The following is a 20,257-nucleotide window of genomic DNA, read 5'->3' on the forward strand; positions in this document are numbered from 1 at the left end:
GACGAGCCCGACGCGGCGCTCCCCGGCGAGCCGGAGCCCCACGCCGAGGAGCGGGCGGACGACGACGGGCGCACTGACGCCCGCCGGGCGGCCTCCGCACGGCGGGCACGGGAGCGCGGCCGCACGCCGCTGTTCGACCAGTACGAGGACGGGGACCGGCCGCGGGCCGCCAACGAGTAACCCCCGAACCCGCAGGTGACCGCCCCTCGGGAACGGATTTCCAAGCAGGCCGATCGGGGTGCTAAAGTTTCACTCGTTGCAAGGGCCTGTGGCGCAGTCCGGTAGCGCACCTCGTTCGCATCGAGGGGGTCTGGGGTTCAAATCCCCACAGGTCCACGCAGCTCAGAGCCCCGGTCGGGATTCCCGACCGGGGCTCTGACGTATGTTCAGCTCCCCACGCGTCAGAGGCTCTTCGCGAAGCAGCGGCTCGACTCGTAGTGGCGGTAGTAGCCGAACTTCCCGCACGGCTCGTAGCCGCTGGACGTGTACAGGGCTATGGCCTCCGGCTGCTTCGTGCCGGTCTCCAGGACCATGCGGGTCCGGCCGGCCGCGCGGGCGTCCTCCTCCAGGGCGGCCAGGATGCGACGGGCCAGGCCCCGGCCGCGCATGCCGTCGACCACGTACATGCGCTTGATCTCGGCGTCGCCGTCCAGGTTGCCCTCGTCGTTCGTGTCCTGGGCGCGCCAGCCGCCCGAGGCGACGGGGGAGTCGTACGCGTCGTACGCGATCAGGTAGGTGCCGTTCGGCGGGGCGAAGTCCGAGGCGGCCATGGTCGTGGCGTCGCCTCCGTCGCCGTAGCGGACGTGGTATTCGGCCTGGACCTGGTCGCTGAGCTTGGTGGCGTCGGGGTGGTCGAAGGGGACCCGGCGTATATGCATGCTGAGTACCGTATGTCAGCTCATCTGGGGTCGTGAGCCCGGATGGTTCGGCCGGTTTCGGGCGTGACACCGCGCACCGGGCGTGTGGAGCATCGCGGTATCGCAGCGTGCGGTGGAGAAACGGGGGATCACATGTCGGTACGTCGTGCCGTGTCGTGTCTGGCCGCGGTCGGACTGTGTCTGGGGGTGGCCGCGACCGGAGCGTCGGCGTCATCGGGGCCGGCGGCGGGGGAGCGGGTCACCGCGCCGCCCGACGCTCAGGCCCAGTGGTGGCGTTCGGGCTTCTACGAGATCGAACGACGGTGTGACGAGGATCGCAAGGCCAAGGAGCACAAGGGCGTCCCCACCAATCCGACGGATGGCTGCTTCCGGAACGCGAACGGGTACTACTTCTCGTGGTACGGCAGCTTCTGGGACTGACGTCCGGAACTGGACCTCGTCCAGTGTGCCGGTATCGTGCCGGGGTGCTCACTGTGACCTCTGTGAATGTGAACGGGCTGCGTGCCGCCGCGAAGAAGGGCTTCGTGGAGTGGCTGGCGGCGACCGACGCCGATGTGCTGTGCCTGCAGGAGGTGCGCGCCGAGCCGGGGCAGTTGCCCGAGCAGGTGCGGGCGCCCGAGGGGTGGCATGTGACACACGCGCCGGCCGCGGCCAAGGGGCGGGCCGGGGTGTCCCTGTACAGCCGCCGTGAGCCCGACCGGGTCCAGGTCGGGTTCGGGTCGGAGGAGTTCGACGGCAGTGGGCGGTACGTGGAGGCCGACCTGCCGGGCGTCACCGTCGCCTCCCTCTATCTGCCCTCGGGTGAGGTCGGTACCGAGCGGCAGGACGAGAAGGAGCGCTTCATGGGCGAGTTCCTCGCCTATCTGAAGGGACTCAGGGGGCGGGCCGCCGCCGAGGGGCGCGAGGTCCTGGTCTGCGGCGACTGGAACATCGCCCACCAGGAGGCCGACCTCAAGAACTGGCGCGGCAACCGGAAGAACTCGGGGTTCCTGCCGGAGGAGCGGGAGTGGCTCACGCAGGTCCTCGACGCGGTGGACGGAGGGTACGTCGACGTCGTGCGGGCCCTGCACCCGGACACCGAGGGGCCGTACTCGTGGTGGTCGTACCGGGGGCGGGCGTTCGACAACGACACCGGTTGGCGGATCGACTACCACGTGGCCACGCCCGGGCTCGCCGGGCGGGCGGTCAAGGGGTTCGTGGAGCGGGCCGCCACGCACGAGGAGCGGTGGTCCGACCATGCGCCCGTGACCGTCGTGTACGACAGGTAGGGGCTCAGGGCCTGCGCATCCGCCGGTCCAGCGCCAGTGACAGTTCCGCCTCCACCACGCTGCGGGCCAGTGGGCGCAGGCGGGGCAGGTCCTGGGGGGAGGCGTGGCGGAGGACCAGGTCTGTGAAGAGTTCGGCCAGGGCGTCGGCGTGGGCGCGGACCTGTTTGGCCGCGTCGAGGACGTCGGCGAGGGGGATGCCCTCGTGGACCAGGGCCGAGGAGACGTCCAGGAGGCGGCGGCTGATGTGGACGATCTCGTCGCCGTCGGTGCCGAGGTAGCCGAGTTCCATCGCGGCGGCGAGGTTCTCGGGCGTGGTCTCGCCGGCGAAGTGGTCGGCGAGTTCCTCGGGGGTGAGGTGGACCGGCTCCTCCTCGGTGGGGGCGCCTCCGACGCCGAGCAGGTCGCCGACGTCCCGGCCGTTGTCGAAGGCCTCCGCGAGTTCCGCGATGCCGCTGAGGGTGTGGCCGCGTTCCAGCAGGGCCGTGATCGTGCGCAGGCGGGCCAGGTGGTGGTCGTCGTACCAGGCGATACGGCCTTCCCGGCGGGGTGGCGGGATCAGTTTGCGTTCGCGGTAGAAACGCAGGGTGCGCACCGTGATCCCGGCCAGGCGGGCCAGCTCTTCCATGCGGTATTCACGCTTCTCGGCCACCTGGGCACCTTAAGGCGTACCAGGGGTAACTTCCTCGTTCTGCCCCCTACCCATCAGTACGCCGCTGCCCTACGCTCCCATTGCGCCAGTGTTCACTGGCATGGTTCTCGTGGTGTGTGGAGGTGTCGGCATGGGCGAACGCGAACACGAACGCGAGCATGTACGGGTCGCGGTGGTCGGGTCCGGGTTCGGCGGGCTGGGGGCCGCCGTGCGGCTGCGCCGCGAGGGCGTCACCGACTTCGTCGTCCTGGAGCGGGCGAGCAGCGTCGGCGGCACCTGGCGGGACAACAGCTACCCGGGGTGCCGCTGTGACGTGCCCTCGCATCTGTACTCGTTCTCCTTCGCGCCCAACCCCGAATGGCCGCGCGCCTTCTCCGGGCAGGAACACATCCGCGCCTATCTGGAGCACGTCACGGACGTGTTCCGGCTGCGGCCGCACCTCCGCTTCGACTCGGAGGTGAAGCGGATGACCTGGAACGCCGAGCGGCTGTGCTGGGACATCGAGACCAGCAGCGGGAACCTGTCGGCGGACCTGGTCGTGTCGGCGACCGGGCCGTTGTCCGATCCGAAGGTGCCGGAGATACCGGGGCTGGAGTCCTTTCCCGGCAAGGTCTTCCACTCGGCCCGCTGGGACCACGACTACGACCTGCGCGGCAAGCGCGTCGCGATGGTGGGGACCGGGGCCTCGGCCGCCCAGATCGTGCCGGCCGTCCAGCCCGAGGTCTCGCGCCTGACCCTGTTCCAGCGGACCCCGCCGTGGGTCATGCCCCGCGTCGACCGGAACATCAGCGGCACCGAGCGGTGGCTGCACCGGCAACTGCCCTTCACCTCGCAGCTCAGGCGCGGACTGCTGTGGGGCATCCGGGAGTTGCAGGTGCAGGCGTTCACCAAGCACCCGGGCCAGCTCGGTCTCGTCGAGGAGATGGCCCGGCGCAACATGGCCCGCTCCATCAAGGACCCGGCGCTGCGGGCGAAGCTCACCCCGGACTACCGCATCGGCTGCAAGCGGATCCTGCTGTCCAGCGACTACTACCCGGCGCTCGCCCGGCCCAACGTGGACGTGGTCGCGAGCGGGCTGGCCGAGGTCCGCGGATCGACCCTGGTCGCCGCCGACGGCAGTGAGGCCGAGGCGGACGCGATCGTCTTCGGCACCGGGTTCCACGTCACCGACATGCCCATCGCGGACCGGGTCGTGGGCGCCGACGGGCGGACCCTCGCGGAGACCTGGAAGGGCGGCATGGAGGCCCTGCGCGGTGCCTCCGCCGCCGGGTTCCCCAACTGGATGACGATCATCGGGCCCAACACCGGCCTGGGGAACTCCTCGATGATCCTCATGATCGAGTCCCAGCTCAACTACCTGGCCGACTACGTCCGCCAGCTCGACGTCCTCGGAGGCCGGGTCGCCCTAGACGCCCGCCCGGGCGCCGTACAGGCCTGGAACCACCGCGTGCAGGAGCGCATGAAGCGCACGGTGTGGAACACCGGCGGCTGCACGAGCTGGTACCTCGACGCGAGCGGGCGCAACACCACCATCTGGCCCGGCACGACAGGCGAGTTCCGGCGGGCGACGCGCCGTGTCGACCTCGCCGAGTACGACGTCCTGCGCGTCCCCGTGCGGGCGGAAGCCGAGAAGGCCGGGGTGGACGCGTGAGCCGCCTCCTGCACGTCGACTCCGGCCCCTACGCCCCGCCCGCCCCCGCGCGCGAACTGACCGCCGTGTCCGCCGACGGCGCCCGACTGCACGTCGAGATCCACGGCCCCGACGGCGCCCCGGCCGTCGTCCTCGCCCACGGCTGGACCTGCTCCACCGCCTTCTGGGCGGCGCAGATCCGCGAACTGGCCGCCGACCACCGGGTCATCGCCTACGACCAGCGCGGCCACGGGCGCAGCCCCGCGAGCCCCGCGTGCAGCCCCGAGGCGCTCGCCGACGACCTGGAGGCCGTACTCGAGGCCACCCTGGCGCCCGGCGAACAGGCCGTGATCGCCGGGCACTCCATGGGCGGCATGACCGTGATGGCGGCCTCCGAGCGGCCCGTCTTCCGCGCGCACACGGCCGCCGTCCTGCTGTGCAGCACGGGCAGTTCGCAACTGGTCGCCGCCTCCACCGTCGTGCCGATCCGGGCCGGGCGGCTGCGCACCTGGCTGACGCGGCGGGTCCTCGGCTCGCGGGCGCCGCTCGGCCCGGTCACACCGCTGGCCCGGCGGATCCTCAAGTACGGCACGATGGGCGCCGGTTCGGCCCCGCACATGGTCGAGGCGTGTGCCCGCATCGTGCATGCCTGTCCCCGCAAGGTCCGCCATTCCTGGTCGCAGGTGCTGGACCTGCTCGACCTCGACCACGGCGTTCGTGAGCTGCGGGTGCCCACGGCCGTCGTCGTCGGTACGGCGGACCGGCTGACGCCGCCGGTGCAGGCCCGGGCCCTGGCCGCCGCGCTGCCGCAGTGCACCGGGCTCACCGAGCTGCCCGGCATCGGCCATATGACGCCGGTCGAGGCGCCGGGGCTGGTCGGCCAACGCATACGGGAACTCGTCCACGCACACGTCCAGGTCGTATCCGAGGAGAGCGCATGAGCAGGGTGAGCCTCGAGGGGAAGGTCGCCGTGGTGACCGGGGCGGCGCGCGGCGTCGGGGAGTTGCTGGCCCGCAAGCTCTCCGCGCGCGGCGTGAAGGTGGCGCTGGTCGGTCTGGAGCCGGACGCGCTCAAGGAGGTCTCCGGGCGGCTGCACAGCGAGAGCGACCACTGGCACGCCGATGTCACCGACCACGAGGCGATGGTCCGGGTCGCGAGCGAGGTCGAGGAGCGCTTCGGGAGGGTCGACATCGTCGTCGCCAACGCCGGTGTCGCCACCGGCGGTCCCTTCGCCGACTCCGATCCGGAGTCCTGGCGGCGGGTGATCGAGGTCAACCTGATCGGCTCGGCGGTGACCGGCCGCGCCTTCCTGCCGTCGCTGCTGGAGAGCCGGGGGTATCTGCTCCAGATCGCGTCCCTCGCCGCGATCACCCCGGCGCCGATGATGACCGCGTACTGCGCGTCCAAGTCCGGTGTGGAGGCGTACGCGCACAGCCTGCGCGCCGAGGTCGGGCACCGGGGCGTGAAGGTCGGCGTCGGGTATCTGTCGTGGACCGACACCGACATGGTGCGCGGGGCCGACCAGGACGACGTCATGCGGGAGTTGAGGCAGCGGCTGCCCTGGCCGTCCAACAAGACCTACCCGCTGGGCCCGGCCGTGGACCGGCTCGTGGCCGGGATAGAGAACCGGTCGAGCCATGTGTACGGGCAGTGGTGGCTGCGCGGCATGCAGGGCGTGCGCGGCTACCTGCCCGGGGTCATCGGGACGGTGGGGCAGCGCGAGATGCGGCGGTTCGCGGACCGGCTGACGGGCATGCGCTCGGGCCTCGTCGGGGCAGGCGGAGCGGCCGATGAGCAGCAGCGGGCTACGCTCCGTAAGTGATCGACATGCGCAGGGTCACGACCCGTGTGAATCTGATCGAGCCAGATCCCCTCACCCCCAACGGGAGTGAACCCACATGGGTATGAAGGACCAGTTCCAGGAGAAGTCCGAGCAGTGGCAGAACCAGGCCCGTCAGAAGGCCGACCAGGCCCGCGAGCAGATGCAGGGCCGCGGTCGCCGGCGTGACGAGGACATGGACTCGCCGCAGCACCCGCAGCACCCGCAGCGTGACCGTGACCAGCGGGAGCGCGACCAGCGGGAGCGCGAGCAGGAGGACCGCATCGACCAGGACTACGACGCCTGACGACGCGTGCTGAACGGAAGGGGTGCCTCGCGCGGGGCACCCCTTCCTCGCGTTTCTCAGGTCCGCGGCGGCAGCTTCGGCCGGGAGCGGTCCGGTACGCCGCTGTAGGTCGGCGGTGTCGCGGGCGGGTCGGTCTCCAGCAGCCCGAGGGCCAGTTCCACCGCGTCGGTGAGCTGGGCGTGGCGGCCCTCCGCCCAGTCCAGCGGGGTGCGCAGGACGTCGATGTCGGGGGCGACGCCCCTGTTCTCCACCGACCAGCCGTACGCGTCGAACCAGGCCGCGTTCATCGGCACCGTGATCACCGTGCCGTCCCCCAGCTCGTGTCGGCCGGTCATGCCGACGACACCGCCCCAGGTGCGCTGCCCCACCACCGGGCCCAGCTTCAGCAGTTTGAAGGCGGCGGTGATCATGTCGCCGTCCGAGGAGGTCGCCTCGTCCGCCAGGGCCACCACCGGGCCCCTCGGTGCGTTCGAGGTGTACGACACGGGCTGGGCGTCGCGGGTCAGGTCCCAGCCCAGGATCGTGCGGCTCAGTGTCTCGATGACCAGCTCGCTGATGTGGCCGCCGGCGTTGCCGCGCACGTCCACGATCAGCGCAGGCCGGGACACCTCCATGCGCAGATCGCGGTTGAACTGCGCCCAGCCCGAACCGCCCATGTCCGGGATGTGTAGATAGCCGCAGCGCCCGCCGCTCAACTCCCGTACCACGGCCCGGCGTTTGGCCACCCAGTCCTGGTAGCGCAACGGCCGCTCGTCCACCAGCGGGACGACGGCGACCCGCCGGGGCGGGCCTGCCCCCTCCGTCACGCCCTCCGCCGAGTCCTCGGCCGGGGTGAAGGTCAGCTCCACCGTCGTACCGCCCGCGCCCGCCAGCAGCGGATAGGGGCCCGCGTCCGGATCGACCGGGCGGCCGTCGACGTGGGTGAGGACCGCGCCCTCCCGGATGCCCGTGCCGGCCAGCGGGGAGCGGGCCTTGGAGTCGGAGGAGTCGCCCGCCAGGATCCGCAGAACCGTCCAGCCGCCGTCCCGGCGTACGAAGTTGGCGCCCAGCAGGCCCTGCCGGCGCTGGTAGTGCGGCGGGCCCTCGTTGCGCCGGGCGGCGCTGACGTACGCGTGGGAGGTGCCCAGTTCGCCCAGGACCTCGCGCAGCAGGTCCGCGAACTCGTCAGGGGAGGCGACCCGTTCGACCAGCGGGCGGTACTGGTCCAGCACCCCGGCCCAGTCGATGCCGCACATGCCCGGTTCCCAGAAGTACGCCCGGATGAGCCGCCCGGCCTCCTCGTAGGCCTGCCGCCACTCCGCCGCCGGGTCGACCACGTGCAGGATGCGGCGGGCGTCGATCCACACCGTCGAGTCGGCGTCGCCCGACTCGGTGGCCGGCACCGCGCGCAGTTCGCCCTCGTCGACCACGACCAGCCGGCTGCCGTCGCCGCTCACCGCGAACCAGTCGAGATGATCGACGAGTTCGGACTTCTTGGCCTTGGTGATGCCGAAGTGCTCCAGGGTCGGCCGGCCGCTGGTGTCGTCCGGGTTGGCGAACGTCTCGCCGAGGGCGCCCGAGATCGGCCAGCGCAGCCACACCAGCCCGCCGCCCGCGACCGGGTGCAGCGCCGAGTACTTGGAGGCGGCCACCGGGAAGGGCGTGACCCGGCTCTCCAGCCCCTCGGCCTCGACGGTCACCGCCCCGCCGTCCCCGTTCTCGTCGTCCTCCACCGGGTCGAGGCCCCCGGCGGCCGGACGGCCCTCCGGGTTCACCGCGAACGGGGAGGGCGTCGCGGAGGACAGCGGCACGAGGTACGGGCGGCAGCCCAGCGGGAAGGACAGGTCGCCGGTGTGCACGTCGTAGACGGGGTCGAAGCCGCGCCAGGAGAGGAAGGCCAGGTAGCGGCCGTCGCGCGTGAACACCGGGTTCTCGTCCTCGAAGCGGCCGTTGGTGACGTCGATGACGACACCCCCCTTGATCCTGGCCATCTTGATCTGCCGCAGGGTCCGCCCGATGCCCGGATGAGACCAGGTCAGCCATGCCCCGTCCGGGGAGAACGCGAGGTCCCGCACGGGCCCGTTGATCGACCGGATCAGCTCGGTGACCGCACCGTCCGAGTCCTCGGTCACGTCCACGAGCAGCAGTCGCCCGTCGTGCGAGGCGACCGCGAGGCGCTCGCCCTCGGGGTCCGACACCAGCTCGCGCACCCGGCCCAGCCCGCCCGGGGCAAGCCGCCGCGGCCCGCGGTCGCCGGACGCCCGGGGCAGCGAGGCGATCTCGATCGCGTCCTCGCCCTCCGCGTCCGTCACATACGCCACCCGCCCGCTCGCGCCGAGCATCTCCGGCATCCGCACCCGGACGCCCGGGGTGTCGGTGAGGGTGCGGGCGGGCCCGTCGCGGTGGGTGAGCCAGTACAGGCTGCCGCGTACGACGACCGCGCTGGCCCGACCGGTCTCGTCGACCGAGAGCCCGTCGGTGTGCTGGGCCGCCGCCACCTGGTACGGGCGCCGCCCCGCGCGCGGCCCGCCCATCCGTACGTCCAGCCGCCGCGACGCGGAGTCCGGCGACAGGTCGTCGACCAGCCACAGATCGCCCGCGCACTGGTACACCACCCGGGTGCCGTCACTGGAGGCGTGCCGGGCGTAGAAGGCGTCGTGGTCGGTGTGACGGCGCAGGTCGGAGCCGTCGTAGGCGCACGAGTAGAGGTTGCCGACGCCCTCGTGGTCAGAGAGGAAGGCGATCCGGCCGCCGACGAACATGGGGGAGTGCAGATGGCCGCCGAGGCCGGCCAGCAGCCGTTCGCCGTGCAGCCACAGCCGGCCCATGGCCCCGCCCCGGTAGCGCTTCCAGGAGGCCGGTTCGTGCGGCGGGGTGCCGGTGAGGAGAAGGCTCTTGCGCTCGCCGTCCAGGTCCGCGACCTGGAGGTCGGAGACCGGCCCCCAGGGCAGTTTGCGACCCGGGGCGCCGTCGAGGGGGACCTTGTAGCCCCAGGTGAAGAAGGAGAAGGGCTCGCCGTGCGAGGCCACGGCCAGGATCTCGCCTTCCGGGGTCCAGCCGCAGACCCGGGTGTCGGGGCTGCCCCAGTGGGTCAGCCGGCGGCCCGGGCCGCCGGCCACCGGGACGAGATGGACCTCGGGCACCAGGGTGCGCCAGCTCGTGCAGGCGAGGTGGCGGCCGTCGGGCGAGAAGCGGGGGTGGCCCACCTTGGTGCGGTCGACGGTGAGCCGCCAGGCGCGGCCGGGGGCGTCGAGCGGGGCGAGCCAGAGGTCGTCCTCGGCCACGAAGCACAGCAGGTCGTCATGGAGGTGCGGCAGACGCAGATAGCTCACCTCCCCATGCTTTGCCCGGGGGCGGAGCGCAGCAAGTTATGACAAAGGGGTCACCGTGACGCAGCACACGTACGAAACGGTTTCGTTTCCATAAGGGCTGCGCTACATTCGTCGTGTACGAAGTCGCGTACGAAACCGTGTCGTTCGGAGCACGGTCGGAGGTCGTTCGGAGCAGGAAGGTGAGAGAGATGGCTGAGGTCGCCGCCGCGCGTCGCAGTCGGATCACCCCCGAGCGTGAGGCCGAGCTGTACGCGGCCGTGCTCGACCTGCTCCGGGAAGTCGGCTACGACGCCCTCACCATGGACGCCGTGGCAGCGCGCACGCGGTCCAGCAAGGCCACGCTCTACCGCCAGTGGGGCGGCAAGCCGGAGCTGGTGGCGAAGGCGGTCCGGCACAACAAGCCGGGCAACATCGCCGACGTCGACACCGGCTCCCTGCGCGGCGACCTCCATGCCCTCACCTCGCGTGAGGACGACTGCGCCATGCAGCAGAACGCCGCGCTGATGCGGGGTCTGTTCATGGCGGTGCACGCCAACCCGGATCTTCTCCAGGCCTTCAGGGAACTGCTCATCGAGCCGGAGATGGAGGAGTTCCAGCGGGTGGTGCGCAAGGCGGTCGACCGTGGCGAGATCCGCGCCGACTGTCCGGCACTGGACTACGTCGTGCACATGCTGGTGGGCGCCTTCGCCACCCGCACGCTGATCGACGACCAGCCGCCGACGCAGGCCTTCCTCATCTCGTACATCGACGCCGTGGTCCTCCCCGCCCTCGGCATCCCCACCACCTGAACCACCCCTGAACCACCCCTGAGCAATCCCCACCGCAGCACCTGACGCGATCGCCGCTCACGTCGTCGGGCTGATCACCCCTGCCCTGAAATACCCCACGACCTGACCGGGAGTACGCCCTCGTGGCCACTTTCCTCTATAAACTCGGCCGGCTCTCGTTCCGGCGGCGGCACTTCGTCGCCCTGATATGGGTGGCCCTGCTGACCCTCGCCGGTGTCGGCGCGGCCAGCGCCCCCGCCGCGGGCAACAGCTCGTTCTCCATCCCCGGCACGGAGGCCCAGAAGGCCTTCGACCTGCTGGAACAGCGCTTCCCCGGCGTGAGCGCCGACGGAGCCACCGCACGCGTCGTCTTCAAGGCGCCGAGCGGCGAGAAGATGACCGACCCCGGCAACAAGGCGACGGTCCGGGAGGCCGTCAAGGAACTGGCCGACGGCTCCGAGGTCGCCCGCGTCACCGACCCGTACCAGGCGAAGGCCGTCAGCAAGGACGGCACGATCGCGTACGCGCAGGTGTCGTACAAGGTCTCCGGCATGGAGCTGGAGGACTCCTCCCGCGACGCCCTTCAGGACAGCGCGCAGGACGCGCGGAAGAGCGGGCTGACCGTCGAGATCGGCGGTGACGCGCTCCAGACGGTCCCGCACACCGGCTCCAGCGAGATCATCGGCATCGCGGTCGCGGCCGTCGTCCTCGTCATCACCTTCGGCTCCCTGGTCGCGGCCGGTCTGCCGCTGCTGACGGCGCTCATCGGCGTGGGCATCGGCGTCTCCACGATCACGGCCCTGGCCAGTGTGCTGGATCTGGGCTCGACGACCTCCACCCTGGCGATGATGATCGGCCTGGCGGTCGGCATCGACTACGCCCTGTTCATCGTCTCCCGCTACCGCGCCGAACTGGCCGAGGGCCGCGACCGCGAGGAGGCCGCGGGCCGGGCCACCGGCACGGCCGGCTCGGCGGTGGTCTTCGCGGGCCTGACGGTCGTGATCGCGCTGGTGGGTCTGTCGGTCGTCAACATCCCGATGCTGACGAAGATGGGTGTCGCGGCGGCGGGCACGGTGGCCATCGCGGTGCTGATCGCACTCACCATGATCCCGGCGCTGCTCGGGTACGCCGGCCGGAGGGTGAAGCCGATGGGGGAGAAGGGCAAGCGGCTCGGCCGGGCGCCGAAGAAGCCGGAGCGCCCCAACCTGGGCACGCGCTGGGCGAGTTTCGTCGTGCGCCGCCCGATCGCGGTCCTGCTGCTCGGCGTCATCGGCCTCGGCGCGGCGGCCGTCCCGGCGTCGAGCCTGGAACTGGGCCTGCCGGACGACGGCTCCCAGCCCACCTCCACCACTCAGCGCCGCGCCTACGACCTGCTGTCGGAGGGCTTCGGCCCCGGCTTCAACGGCCCGCTGATGGTCGTCGTCGACGCGAAGGGCAGCGACGACCCGAAGGCGGCCTTCACACAGGTCGGCGACGAGATCAAGGGCCTGAAGGACGTCGTCACGGTGACGCCGCCGGCGCCCAACAAGGCCGGCGACACGGCCACCATCACCGTGATCCCGGGCTCCCAGCCGTCCTCCGTGACCACGGAGAACCTGGTGCACGGCATCCGGGACGCGGGCACGGGCATCAAGGCCGACACGGACGCGAACGTCCTGGTCACCGGCAGCACGGCGATGAACATCGACGTCAGCGAGAAGCTCAACGACGCGCTGGTCCCCTACCTGGTCCTGGTGGTCGGCCTGGCCTTCCTCCTCCTGATCGTGGTGTTCCGCTCGATCCTGGTCCCGCTGAAGGCGGCCCTCGGCTTCCTGCTGTCGGTGATGGCGGCCCTCGGCGCCGTGGTCGCGGTCTTCCAGTGGGGCTGGCTGTCGGGCCTGATGGGCGTGGAGCAGACGGGCCCGGTCATGTCGATGATGCCGATCTTCATGGTCGGTGTGGTCTTCGGCCTCGCCATGGACTACGAGGTGTTCCTGGTGACCCGGATGCGGGAGGCCTACGTCCACGGCGAGAAGGCCGGCCAGGCGATCGTGACGGGCTTCCGGCACGGCGCCCGGGTGGTGACGGCCGCGGCGGTCATCATGATGGCGGTCTTCGCCGGCTTCATCGGCTCGTCCGAGTCGATGGTCAAGATGATCGGCTTCGGCCTCGCCATCGCGGTCTTCTTCGACGCGTTCATCGTCCGCATGGCCATCGTCCCGGCCGTCCTGGCCCTCCTGGGCCGCAAGGCCTGGTGGCTGCCCAAGTGGCTGGACCGGGCGCTGCCCAACGTGGATGTCGAGGGCGAGGGCCTGCGCTCGGACTCCGACCGCGGGGACACGGACCGGGAGCTGGTGCGCGCCTGACGCCGCACCGCTTCTGAGAAACCGGCCGGTGAGGGCTCCGTGGGGACGGGGCGCCCTCACCGGCTTTTCCGCGCTCATCCCGTTTACAGGCTGCGGGCGGTGATGTCGCCGTAGGAGGTGGTCGCGCGGATGTTCAGGGCGGCGGTGGCGCCGTCGGCGTTCATCAGCGCGTTGTGGATCCGGCCGAATCCGGTGCCGGCGTCCAGGGAGGCGGAGACGCCGCGGCCGGCGCCGACCGAGATCTCGCCGTGCTCGGTGCGCAGCTCGACCGTGCCGCCCATGGCCTCGGCGATACGGATGTCGCCCTTCTGGGTGCTGATCTCCGCGGGGCCGCCCAGCCGGCCGACCGAGACGTCGCCGGCGAGGAGGGTGAGGCGGGCGCCTTCGGTCTCGTCGAGCTTGACCGAGCCGTGCGCGCCCTCGAAGGCGACATCGCCGAGCCGTCCGACGCCCCGGAACTCGGAGCTGGCCGCCTTCGCCTCGACGCGGGAGCCGGCGGGAAGCTGGACGGTCACCTCGACGGACCCGGAGTTGCCGAGGATCCGGTTCTTCGCCGGTGCGGCCTCGATCCGCAGGACGCCGTCGCCGTACTCCACGTTGATCTGCTCCGCGGCCTTCACGTCGCGGCCGCTCGAGCTGTCCGCGGGCCGGACCTCGACGGTGGTGTCGGCCCGGTCGGCGGCGATGAACTGGACGCGTCCGGCGGGGATGTCGAGGACGGCGGAGATCGGGGCGGGGGAGGTGAACTTCTGCATCGTGCTCTCCTTCGGTTCGTTGTTTCTGATGAGAGAAACGCTACGTTGCGTTCATGGATCTGGCAACGCACTCGTTGCGATTGATGGGAGTAGATGCAGGTGAACGCAGTAATTTCGTTGCAATGGTTGCTGATTTAATGCAACGTCCTCTGAGTGTTCGTTGCAATCAAATGAAAGTGAACGCTATGCTGGACGCCATCTGAGGAGAACGAAGGAGATCGCGATGCCGGGAGGCAGGCTCACCCAGCAGGAACGTCAGCAGATCGCGCTGGGACTGGCCGACGGCCTCGCCTACGCGGAGATCGCCAGACGCGTCGACCGCCCGACCTCGACCATCACGCGCGAGGTCATGCGCAACGGCGGTCCCACCGCCTACCGCGCCGACCTGGCCCACCGCGCCACCGAACGCCGCGCCCACCGGCGCCGGCAGGCCACGCCCCGGGCGGCCGAGGCGCCCCCGCAGGCCCAAGGGCGCGATACCGAGGCCGCGCGTGAGTACGAGGAGGTGTTCACCACCGTCCTCATGGCTTCGGGCATGACCACGATGCCGGCCCGGGTGATGGCCTGCCTCACCCTGACCGACAGCGGCAGCCTCACCGCGTCCGAGCTCGTCCAGCGCCTCCAGGTCAGCCCGGCGTCCATCTCCAAGGCGATCTCGTTCCTGGACAGCCAGGGCCTCGTCCGCCGGGAACGCGACGAACGCCGCCGTGAGCGCTACACCGTCGACGACGACATCTGGTACCAGTCGATGATGGCCAGCGCCCGGTCCATCGCCCAGATCGTCGAGATCGCACGCCAGGGCGTCGGCGTTCTCGGCCCCGGCACCCCGGTCGCCGCCCGGCTCGAGAACATCGCCCGCTTCCTCGACTTCGTCAGCGAGAGCACGGCCCGCGCCGCGGAGCAGGCCCGCGAGATCCTCCGCACGAAGGTCGAGCGGCCCTAAAGGCTGGAGTTCGCGGATGTCGCGCCGGCGGACGATCTCCGCTGAATCCCCCTCGCGTGTCCGATACACGGACCGCTAGCGTGCCCCCATGACGACGACAGCCGCCACTGACGCCGAGGACTCCGGAGCACATCCCCTTTTCGCCCAGGCCCTGCGGGAACTCGGGCTCGACGAGGTCGTGCCGCTCATCCGGCGCTTTCCGGAAGCCACCCGTACCGCCGCCGAGGCCGCCGCCGCCCTCGGGTGTGAGCTGAGCCAGATCTGCAAGTCGCTGATCTTCGCGGCGGACGGGGTGCCCGTGCTGGTACTCATGGACGGGGCCTCCCGGGTCGACCTCGAGCTGGTGCGCAAGGAGCTCGGTGTGGACAAGGTCACCCGGGCCAAGGTCGATGTCGTGCGGGAGACGACCGGCTATGCCATCGGCGGCGTGCCGCCCTTCGGGCACCGGACGCGGACGCGCGTGCTCGCCGACCGGTCCCTGCTCGGCCACGAGACCGTGTGGGCGGCGGCCGGGACGCCGTACACCGTGTTCCCCATGACGCCCCGCGACCTCGTCGCCCATGCCGGTGCCACCCTGGTGGACGTGCGCGAGAGCGCCTCGTGACGCCGCTGGTCACAGCCGCGGTTCTGCTCGCCGCCGTGACCCACGCAAGCTGGAACGCCATCGCGCACAAGATCACGGACAAGCTCGCCGGGTTCGCGCTGATCTCGGGCGGCGGGCTGGTCATCGGGCTGGCGCTCGCGCCGTTCGTGGCGTTCCCGGCGGCCGGGGCGTGGCCGTATCTGCTCTTCTCCGCCGCCGTCCACATCGCCTACTACGCGCTGCTGATGAAGTCCTTCCGGCTGGGCGACTTCGGGCAGGCCTATCCCATCGCGCGCGGCACCGCGCCCCTCGTCGTGACCCTGCTCGCCGCGCTCTTCGCACACGAGGTGCCCGACGGGTGGGCCGCCGCCGGTATCGCCGTGTCCTGTGCGGGGCTGACCGGCGTCGCCCTGTGGGGACTGCGCGGGCGCCGGCCCGACTGGGCGGCCATCGGGGCCGCTCTGGCGACCGGGCTGACGATCGCCGTGTACACCGTCGTGGACGGGCTGGGCGTGCGTGCGTCGGGGTCCTCGCTCGGGTACATCGCCTGGCTGATGGCCGTGCAAGGGGTCGTCATCCCCGCGTACGCCCTGAGCCGCTGGCGCGGGCGGACCGTCGCCCTGCTGCGGCCGTTCGCCGTGACCGGGCTCATCGGGGCCGCTCTCTCCGTCGCCGCCTACGCCCTCGTCCTGTGGGCCCAGACCAAGGCCGAGCTCGCGCCCATCGCCGCCCTGCGCGAGTCGTCGATCATCGTGGGCGCGGCGATCGGGGCCGTGTTCTTCAAGGAGCGGTTCGGCGTTCCGAGGATCGCGGCGGCCGGGCTGCTCGTCGTCGGGATCGGGTTGATGCTGCACGCCGGATAGGCGCGTCGGGACGGGTGCGTCCGGACGGTGCGAGGAGCACCCTGGAACTAGGTCTTCCGGAGGTGATCGTCATGATGCACACCCGAGCGGGATGGCACGTCGAGATGGAGTTCATGGAGGACGACCAGCACACGCGCGCGGTCGCGCTGGTCCGGCTGCCCGACGGCACCGAGGTACGGGCGCACGGGGCGGCCAACCGGCACCGGTCCGACACCAATCAGCCCAGGGTCGGAGAGGAGATCGCCGGGGCCCGGGCGCTCAACGAACTCGCCATGCAGTTGCTGACCAAAGCCCATGAGGAGATCGACCAGGCGTCCGGGCGGATCTCCCACCCGATCCACGTCTAGAGGCGGATGACCGGGTGATCGGGAGTCTCAGAGCCCCAGGGCCTGCCGTACCGCCCGCACCAGCGCCTGTGCCCGCGGATCCGCCGTGACCGTCTTGCGGAAGCCGTTCGTGACGTAGCCGAAGGCGATCTTGGACTCCGGGTCCGCGAAGCCCAGGGCGCCGCCGCGGCCCGGGTGGCCGAAGGAACCCGGGCCCAGGAAGGGCGAGGCGCTGCCGTGCAGCATGTAGCCGAGGCCGAAGCGGGTGCCGACCACCAGGACGCGGTCGGGGCCCGCCGACTCCTCGGCCCGGGCCAGTTCGACCGTCTCCGGCGTGAAGAGGCGCGCGGCGCCGGCCGTGTCGCCGATCAGCGTCGCGTAGAAGCGGGCCAGTCCGTCCGCCGTCGCGATGGCGTTGGTCGCGGGCAGGGCCGCCGCGCGGTAGGCGGGGTCGTTCTGTTCCGGGAACGGGGTGATCGCCGCGAAGGCGCGGCGGGTGAGGGAGGCCGGGTCCTCGTAGGCCTCGGTGACCGAGCGCTTCGGGCGGGCCCGCAGGCCTCCGGTCGGCTCGGGGCCCTCGACGCGGCCCGCGCGTCCCACCCGGTGGGCCTCCGACTCGGGCAGGCCCAGCCAGAGGTCCAGGCCCAGCGGGCCGGTGATCTGTGCCGCGAGCCACTCGCCCGCGCCCTGCCCGGTCACGCGCCGCACCAGCTCGTCGAGCATCCAGCCGTAGGTGAGCGCGTGGTAGCCGTGGTCGGTGCCGGGCTCCCACACGGGGGCCTGGGCGGCGACCGCCTCGGGGCCCCGCAGCGGGTCGAGGGCCTGCTCGGGGGTGAGGGGGTGGTCGAGGACCGGCAGGCCGGCCCGGTGGTTCAGGACGTGCCTGACCAGCACCCGCTCCTTGCCCCGCGCCTTGAACTCCGGCCAGTAGTGGCCCACCGGCGCGTCCAGGTCCAGCCGTCCGCGCTGGTGCAGCAGCAGGAGTACGGCGGCGGCGATGCCCTTCGTCGCCGAGCGCACGACCTGGGCGGTGCCGTGCTCCCAGGGGGTCGTGCCGTCGATGTCCTTCGTGCCGGCCCACAGGTCGACGACCTGCTGCCCGTCCCGGTGGACGGCGACCGACGCGCCCCGCTCGCCGAGCGTCTCGAAGTTCCGTAGGAACGCTTCCCTGACCGGCTCGAAGCCCTTGGCGACTGTGCCGTTCACGTCCACGTCCGTGCTCCTCCTCGTGCTGCGGTACCGCGGTGCTCCCCCTTAGCCAAGCAGGATGGTCACGTCGATGTTCCCGCGGGTCGCGTTCGAGTACGGGCAGATCTCGTGGGCCGCGTCCACCAGCTTGGTCGCGAGGTCGGGGTCGAGGACCGGGAGGGAGACGCTCAGGGCGACCGCGAGGCCGTAGCCCTGCTGCGCGTTGGGGCCGATGCCGACCTTCGCGGCGACCGTGGAGCCGGTCAGGTCGTAGCCCTCGCGGTTGCCGACCAGGATCAGGGCGTTGTGGAAGCAGGAGCTGTAGCCGGCCGCGAAGAGCTGTTCCGGGTTGGTGCCGTTGCCGTCGCCGCCGAGCTGCGGGGGCATCGCGACCTTGAGGTCGATCTGACCGTCCTGGCTGGTGACGTAGCCCTCACGGCCGCCGTGGGCAGTGGCCTCGGCGACGTACATGATCTTCGTCGGGCGGGTGTCGACGGCGGGGCCGTCAGTCATGCTGTCCTCCCCCAAAAACAAGTGCGCACAAACACATTGTGCACAAGGTACTGGCCAGTAACAGGCCTGCGCCACCAGGGGGTCAGAACCCGGGGTGACCCGCGATCAGCGGGCCCGGTCGGCCGCCGACTCCGCCTTCTCGGCCAGGTGCCACAGCTCCTCGCGGAGCCGCGCGATCTCCGTGCCGTCGAGGCCCGTCGCCGAGAGCAGGGCGCCGGGCACGCACGTCGCGCGCTCCCGGAGTTCCTCCCCGCGCCCGGTCACGGCCACGAGCACCGACCGCTCGTCCCGCACCGAGCGTTCACGCCGCAGCAGACCCGCCGCCTCCAGCCGCTTCAGCAGTGGCGAGACCGTGCCGTAGTCGAGGCGCAGGGCCGCGGCCAGTTCCTTGACCGTGGTCTCGCCGCGCTCCCAGAGGACCAGCAGCACGAGGTACTGGGGATAGGTGAGGCCGAGTTCGTCGAGGAGCGGGCGGTACGCGGCCGTCACCGCGCGCTGGGCGGCGTACAGCGCGAAGCACAGTTGCTCGTCCAGCAGCAGTGAAGCACCCCCACTCGGGGGCTTCTCGTTCGTCACGCGCCCATTGTCACGGACGGGCCGGAGCGGCCGGCACGGAACGCGGATCGAAGCCGAACGGCAACTCCAGCCGGTGGGCGCGCATCAACTCCTCGTCGGAGAGCAGTTCGCCGGTCGGGCCGTCCGCGGCGATCACGCCCTCGCTGAGCACCAGGGAGCGCGGGCACAGCTCCAGGGCGTAGGGGAGGTCGTGCGTGACCATCAGGACCGTCACGTCCAGCGAGCGCAGGATGTCGGCCAGTTCGCGGCGGGAGGCGGGGTCGAGGTTGGAGGAGGGCTCGTCGAGGACGAGGATCTCCGGCTCCATGGCGAGGACGGTCGCGACGGCCACCCGGCGGCGCTGGCCGAAGGAGAGGTGGTGCGGCGGGCGGTCCTTGAACTCCGCCATGCCGACCCGCTCCAGGGCCCGGTCCACGCGCTCCTCCAGCTCCGGCCCCTTCAGCCCGGCCGCCGCGGGCCCGAACGCCACGTCCTCCCGGACGGTCGGCATGAAGAGCTGGTCGTCCGGGTCCTGGAAGACGATGCCGACCCGGCGCCGGATCTCGGCCATGTGCCGCTTGTCCACGGGCAGCCCGGCGACCCGCACCGTGCCGGCGCCGCCGGTCAGGATGCCGTTGAGGTGCAGCACCAGGGTCGTCTTCCCGGCGCCGTTCGGCCCGAGCAGCGCGACCCGCTCACCGCGCGCGATCGAGAAGTCGACGCCGAAGAGGGCCTGATGCCCATCGGGATAGGCGAAGGCCAGTCCGGCCACGTCGAGCGAAGGGGTCACATCAGTCACAGGCACCATCCCAGCAGACAGACGACGAGGGCCATGCCCGGGAGGGCGAGCGCGTACGACCACTGCGTCCGGGACGCGGTCACCTCGTCGATGACCGGCATGGCACCGGCGTAGCCCCGGCTGACCATGGCCAGATGCACGCGCTCGCCGCGTTCGTAGGAGCGGATGAACAGCGCGCCGGCGGACTTGGCGAGCACGCCCCAGTGCCGGACGCCCTTCGCCTCGAAACCGCGGGACTCCCGGGCGATCCGCATGCGCCGCATCTCGTCCGCGATGACGTCGCCGTAGCGGATCATGAAGGACGCGATCTGCACGAGCAGCGGCGGCAGTTTGAGGCGCTGCAGGCCGAGGAGCAGTTCGCGCAGGTCGGTGGTGGCGGCGAGGAGCACGGAGGCGGCGACGCCGAGCGTGCCCTTGGCGAGCACGTTCCAGGCGCCCCACAGGCCGTTGACGCTCAGGGACATCCCCAGGGCGTCGATGCGCTCGCCCTCCGCCACGAACGGCATGAGCACCGCGAACGCGACGAACGGCACCTCGATCAGCAGCCTCCGGAGCAGAAACCCGGCGGGCACGCGCGCGATGCCCGCGACGACGCCCAGCAGCACGGCGTACCCCCCGAACGCCCACATCGCCTCGCGCGGCGTCGACACCACGACCAGCACGAAGGCGAACACGGCGGCGAGTTTGGTGTGCGGCGGCAGGCCGTGCACGGGCGAGTGCCCGTGCCGGTAGAGCTTGTGCGCGTGACCCGCACCCAT

General features: G+C 71.5%; 22 protein-coding genes, 1 tRNA gene and 1 pseudogene. 15 read left to right on the forward strand and 9 right to left on the reverse strand.

Annotation, left to right across the window (positions count from 1 at the left end):
- A pseudogene (locus ACFTZL_RS01030) lies at nucleotides 1-180 on the forward strand (hypothetical protein); the annotation flags it as partial.
- Between the two features lie 82 nt (nucleotides 181-262).
- Nucleotides 263-336, forward strand: a tRNA-Ala gene (locus ACFTZL_RS01035).
- Nucleotides 337-401: 65 nt separating this feature from the next.
- Here the strand turns inward: ACFTZL_RS01035 and ACFTZL_RS01040 are convergent.
- Nucleotides 402-878, reverse strand: coding sequence for a GNAT family N-acetyltransferase (locus tag ACFTZL_RS01040; RefSeq protein WP_382576625.1), 477 nt, complete (start codon nucleotides 876-878; stop codon nucleotides 402-404).
- A gap of 132 nt (nucleotides 879-1,010) precedes the next feature.
- On the opposite strand from ACFTZL_RS01040, the gene ACFTZL_RS01045 reads away from it, so the two are divergent.
- Together ACFTZL_RS01045 and ACFTZL_RS01050 are read left to right on the forward strand one after the other, a co-directional pair.
- Complete coding sequence (locus ACFTZL_RS01045; protein ID WP_382576628.1) at nucleotides 1,011-1,298, forward strand: hypothetical protein; 288 nt, start codon at nucleotides 1,011-1,013, stop codon at nucleotides 1,296-1,298.
- Between the two features lie 44 nt (nucleotides 1,299-1,342).
- Entirely contained in the window at nucleotides 1,343-2,146 is an 804-nt protein-coding gene (locus tag ACFTZL_RS01050) for an exodeoxyribonuclease III (RefSeq protein WP_382576630.1), read from the forward strand.
- A gap of 4 nt (nucleotides 2,147-2,150) precedes the next feature.
- Here the strand turns inward: ACFTZL_RS01050 and ACFTZL_RS01055 are convergent, their stop codons facing one another.
- Nucleotides 2,151-2,795 (reverse strand): MerR family transcriptional regulator, encoded by a 645-nt coding sequence (locus tag ACFTZL_RS01055; RefSeq protein WP_382576632.1) that lies wholly within the window; start codon nucleotides 2,793-2,795, stop codon nucleotides 2,151-2,153.
- 130 nt (nucleotides 2,796-2,925) lie between these two features.
- Between ACFTZL_RS01055 and ACFTZL_RS01060 the strand changes: the two genes are divergently transcribed.
- The 4 genes from ACFTZL_RS01060 (at nucleotide 2,926) to ACFTZL_RS01075 (ending at nucleotide 6,551) form a co-directional block, all read left to right on the forward strand.
- The gene (locus ACFTZL_RS01060; RefSeq protein WP_382576633.1) at nucleotides 2,926-4,446 is read left to right on the forward strand and encodes a flavin-containing monooxygenase; all 1,521 of its coding nucleotides are present in this window, start codon (nucleotides 2,926-2,928) and stop codon (nucleotides 4,444-4,446) included.
- On the forward strand, nucleotides 4,443-5,366 hold the full coding sequence (locus tag ACFTZL_RS01065) for an alpha/beta fold hydrolase (protein WP_382576635.1): 924 nt from the start codon (nucleotides 4,443-4,445) through the stop codon (nucleotides 5,364-5,366). The genes ACFTZL_RS01060 and ACFTZL_RS01065 overlap by 4 nt, the downstream gene beginning before the upstream one ends.
- Nucleotides 5,363-6,247: an SDR family oxidoreductase gene (locus ACFTZL_RS01070; protein ID WP_382576637.1), complete on the forward strand. Its 885-nt coding sequence runs from the start codon at nucleotides 5,363-5,365 to the stop codon at nucleotides 6,245-6,247. The genes ACFTZL_RS01065 and ACFTZL_RS01070 overlap by 4 nt, the downstream gene beginning before the upstream one ends.
- A gap of 76 nt (nucleotides 6,248-6,323) precedes the next feature.
- On the forward strand, nucleotides 6,324-6,551 hold the full coding sequence (locus ACFTZL_RS01075) for a hypothetical protein (RefSeq protein WP_382576639.1): 228 nt from the start codon (nucleotides 6,324-6,326) through the stop codon (nucleotides 6,549-6,551).
- 56 nt (nucleotides 6,552-6,607) lie between these two features.
- Here ACFTZL_RS01075 and ACFTZL_RS01080 read toward each other — a convergent pair whose 3' ends face one another.
- A complete protein-coding gene (locus ACFTZL_RS01080) occupies nucleotides 6,608-9,862 on the reverse strand; it encodes a S41 family peptidase (protein WP_382576641.1) in 3,255 nt (1,084 codons plus the stop codon).
- Between the two features lie 188 nt (nucleotides 9,863-10,050).
- Here ACFTZL_RS01080 and ACFTZL_RS01085 point away from each other — a divergent pair, with 188 nt between their 5' ends.
- Both ACFTZL_RS01085 and ACFTZL_RS01090 read left to right on the forward strand, forming a co-directional pair.
- Complete coding sequence (locus ACFTZL_RS01085; protein WP_382576643.1) at nucleotides 10,051-10,650, forward strand: TetR/AcrR family transcriptional regulator; 600 nt, start codon at nucleotides 10,051-10,053, stop codon at nucleotides 10,648-10,650.
- A 122-nt stretch (nucleotides 10,651-10,772) separates the two neighbouring features.
- Nucleotides 10,773-12,974 carry an MMPL family transporter gene (locus ACFTZL_RS01090; RefSeq protein ID WP_382576646.1) on the forward strand — a complete coding sequence of 734 codons (2,202 nt, stop codon included), beginning with the start codon at nucleotides 10,773-10,775 and terminating at the stop codon, nucleotides 12,972-12,974.
- A gap of 83 nt (nucleotides 12,975-13,057) precedes the next feature.
- On the opposite strand, the gene ACFTZL_RS01095 is transcribed toward ACFTZL_RS01090, so the two are convergent.
- Nucleotides 13,058-13,729, reverse strand: a complete 672-nt coding sequence (locus tag ACFTZL_RS01095) for a DUF4097 family beta strand repeat-containing protein (protein WP_382576648.1) — start codon at nucleotides 13,727-13,729, stop codon at nucleotides 13,058-13,060.
- A 53-nt stretch (nucleotides 13,730-13,782) separates the two neighbouring features.
- On the opposite strand from ACFTZL_RS01095, the gene ACFTZL_RS01100 reads away from it, so the two are divergent.
- The 5 genes from ACFTZL_RS01100 to ACFTZL_RS01120 all read left to right on the forward strand — a co-directional run bounded on the left by ACFTZL_RS01100 (nucleotide 13,783) and on the right by ACFTZL_RS01120 (nucleotide 16,465).
- Nucleotides 13,783-13,932, forward strand: a complete 150-nt coding sequence (locus ACFTZL_RS01100) for a hypothetical protein (RefSeq protein WP_382576651.1) — start codon at nucleotides 13,783-13,785, stop codon at nucleotides 13,930-13,932.
- A 20-nt stretch (nucleotides 13,933-13,952) separates the two neighbouring features.
- The gene (locus tag ACFTZL_RS01105; RefSeq protein WP_382576654.1) at nucleotides 13,953-14,672 is read left to right on the forward strand and encodes a helix-turn-helix domain-containing protein; all 720 of its coding nucleotides are present in this window, start codon (nucleotides 13,953-13,955) and stop codon (nucleotides 14,670-14,672) included.
- An 88-nt stretch (nucleotides 14,673-14,760) separates the two neighbouring features.
- Nucleotides 14,761-15,276, forward strand: a complete 516-nt coding sequence (locus ACFTZL_RS01110; protein WP_382576657.1) for a YbaK/EbsC family protein — start codon at nucleotides 14,761-14,763, stop codon at nucleotides 15,274-15,276.
- A complete protein-coding gene (locus tag ACFTZL_RS01115; protein WP_382576660.1) occupies nucleotides 15,273-16,118 on the forward strand; it encodes an EamA family transporter in 846 nt (281 codons plus the stop codon). The genes ACFTZL_RS01110 and ACFTZL_RS01115 overlap by 4 nt, the downstream gene beginning before the upstream one ends.
- A gap of 71 nt (nucleotides 16,119-16,189) precedes the next feature.
- Nucleotides 16,190-16,465 carry a DUF1876 domain-containing protein gene (locus ACFTZL_RS01120; protein WP_328339735.1) on the forward strand — a complete coding sequence of 92 codons (276 nt, stop codon included), beginning with the start codon at nucleotides 16,190-16,192 and terminating at the stop codon, nucleotides 16,463-16,465.
- Between the two features lie 27 nt (nucleotides 16,466-16,492).
- On the opposite strand, the gene ACFTZL_RS01125 is transcribed toward ACFTZL_RS01120, so the two are convergent.
- The 5 genes from ACFTZL_RS01125 to cbiQ form a co-directional block, all read right to left on the reverse strand.
- Nucleotides 16,493-17,656 carry a serine hydrolase domain-containing protein gene (locus tag ACFTZL_RS01125; protein WP_382576663.1) on the reverse strand — a complete coding sequence of 388 codons (1,164 nt, stop codon included), beginning with the start codon at nucleotides 17,654-17,656 and terminating at the stop codon, nucleotides 16,493-16,495.
- A 42-nt stretch (nucleotides 17,657-17,698) separates the two neighbouring features.
- Nucleotides 17,699-18,145, reverse strand: coding sequence for an organic hydroperoxide resistance protein (locus ACFTZL_RS01130; protein WP_382576665.1), 447 nt, complete (start codon nucleotides 18,143-18,145; stop codon nucleotides 17,699-17,701).
- 105 nt (nucleotides 18,146-18,250) lie between these two features.
- The gene (locus tag ACFTZL_RS01135) at nucleotides 18,251-18,721 is read right to left on the reverse strand and encodes a MarR family winged helix-turn-helix transcriptional regulator (protein WP_382576668.1); all 471 of its coding nucleotides are present in this window, start codon (nucleotides 18,719-18,721) and stop codon (nucleotides 18,251-18,253) included.
- Nucleotides 18,722-18,731: 10 nt separating this feature from the next.
- A complete protein-coding gene (locus ACFTZL_RS01140) occupies nucleotides 18,732-19,508 on the reverse strand; it encodes an energy-coupling factor ABC transporter ATP-binding protein (protein ID WP_189726827.1) in 777 nt (258 codons plus the stop codon).
- A complete protein-coding gene (cbiQ, locus tag ACFTZL_RS01145; protein ID WP_382576672.1) occupies nucleotides 19,496-20,257 on the reverse strand; it encodes a cobalt ECF transporter T component CbiQ in 762 nt (253 codons plus the stop codon). Before cbiQ ends, ACFTZL_RS01140 begins: the two co-directional genes overlap by 13 nt.

The sequence above is a fragment of the Streptomyces sp. NPDC056948 genome, from assembly GCF_042674225.1.
GTDB classification, from domain to species: Bacteria; Actinomycetota; Actinomycetes; order Streptomycetales; family Streptomycetaceae; genus Streptomyces; species Streptomyces purpurascens.

Bases quoted from the DNA above. Each gene is read 5' to 3' on its own strand.
- ACFTZL_RS01120 (WP_328339735.1), top strand. From the start codon at position 16,190: ATGATGCACACCCGAGCGGGATGGCACGTCGAGATGGAGTTCATGGAG.
- cbiQ (WP_382576672.1), bottom strand. From the start codon at position 20,257: ATGGGTGCGGGTCACGCGCACAAGCTCTACCGGCACGGGCACTCGCCC.
- ACFTZL_RS01075 (WP_382576639.1), top strand. From the start codon at position 6,324: ATGGGTATGAAGGACCAGTTCCAGGAGAAGTCCGAGCAGTGGCAGAAC.
- ACFTZL_RS01070 (WP_382576637.1), top strand. From the start codon at position 5,363: ATGAGCAGGGTGAGCCTCGAGGGGAAGGTCGCCGTGGTGACCGGGGCG.
- ACFTZL_RS01085 (WP_382576643.1), top strand. From the start codon at position 10,051: ATGGCTGAGGTCGCCGCCGCGCGTCGCAGTCGGATCACCCCCGAGCGT.
- ACFTZL_RS01040 (WP_382576625.1), bottom strand. From the start codon at position 878: ATGCATATACGCCGGGTCCCCTTCGACCACCCCGACGCCACCAAGCTC.
- ACFTZL_RS01095 (WP_382576648.1), bottom strand. From the start codon at position 13,729: ATGCAGAAGTTCACCTCCCCCGCCCCGATCTCCGCCGTCCTCGACATC.
- ACFTZL_RS01060 (WP_382576633.1), top strand. From the start codon at position 2,926: ATGGGCGAACGCGAACACGAACGCGAGCATGTACGGGTCGCGGTGGTC.
- ACFTZL_RS01100 (WP_382576651.1), top strand. From the start codon at position 13,783: ATGGATCTGGCAACGCACTCGTTGCGATTGATGGGAGTAGATGCAGGT.
- ACFTZL_RS01045 (WP_382576628.1), top strand. From the start codon at position 1,011: ATGTCGGTACGTCGTGCCGTGTCGTGTCTGGCCGCGGTCGGACTGTGT.
- ACFTZL_RS01140 (WP_189726827.1), bottom strand. From the start codon at position 19,508: ATGGTGCCTGTGACTGATGTGACCCCTTCGCTCGACGTGGCCGGACTG.
- ACFTZL_RS01110 (WP_382576657.1), top strand. From the start codon at position 14,761: ATGACGACGACAGCCGCCACTGACGCCGAGGACTCCGGAGCACATCCC.
- ACFTZL_RS01130 (WP_382576665.1), bottom strand. From the start codon at position 18,145: ATGACTGACGGCCCCGCCGTCGACACCCGCCCGACGAAGATCATGTAC.
- ACFTZL_RS01105 (WP_382576654.1), top strand. From the start codon at position 13,953: ATGCCGGGAGGCAGGCTCACCCAGCAGGAACGTCAGCAGATCGCGCTG.